The 515-nt window shown below is 43.3% G+C and carries 1 protein-coding gene; it reads right to left on the bottom strand.

Going from position 1 to position 515, the window contains the following annotated elements; all coding sequences use genetic code 11:
• Window positions 1-218: 218 nt before the first annotated feature.
• On the bottom strand, window positions 219-515 hold a 297-nt coding region (locus R8O11_RS31340), incomplete at its 5' end, for a cation:dicarboxylate symporter family transporter (RefSeq protein ID WP_318195407.1).

Here is a 515-nt window from a genome sequence, read left to right as displayed (position 1 = left end):
TTGTTTTGTTTCAATAGGCAAATCTGTATTGGAAAGCGAAACCAAAGACAGCTTAAGACTCATGATACAACCTAGATCTGACGTTTTTTATAGTTAGTACGGGCGTTATATCACTTCAGAAAAATTATGCTATTAGTTTCTATTTGTATGGTTACGTAATGCAAAGAATCGAAAAAAAAGCCGCTCTTTTGAGCGGCTTTTAAGTATTTGTTAGGCAACTAAGCTTCTTGCTTTTGTAACTCCGCTTCAGCGGCAGTTTCTTCTACTAAAGCATCAACAATGACCGCACATGCCGCATCACCAGTAATGTTTAGAGCCGTACGAATCATGTCGAAGATACGGTCAAGAGCGAAGAGTAGAGGCAGACCTTCAATTGGAATACCCGCCGCTAGTAGTACTGCTACCACTAGGAAAGAAGGGCCCGGAACACCAGCTTGACCAACCGCACCTAGTGTTGAAGTCACGATGATCGCGATGTAAGCGCCCATGCCTAGGTCGATGTTGAACAGCTGTGC

The organism is Vibrio sp. 1288 (assembly GCF_033344475.1).
The sequence above is the reverse complement of the archived record's forward strand: the minus strand, read 5'-3'. Positions and strand labels throughout refer to the sequence as shown.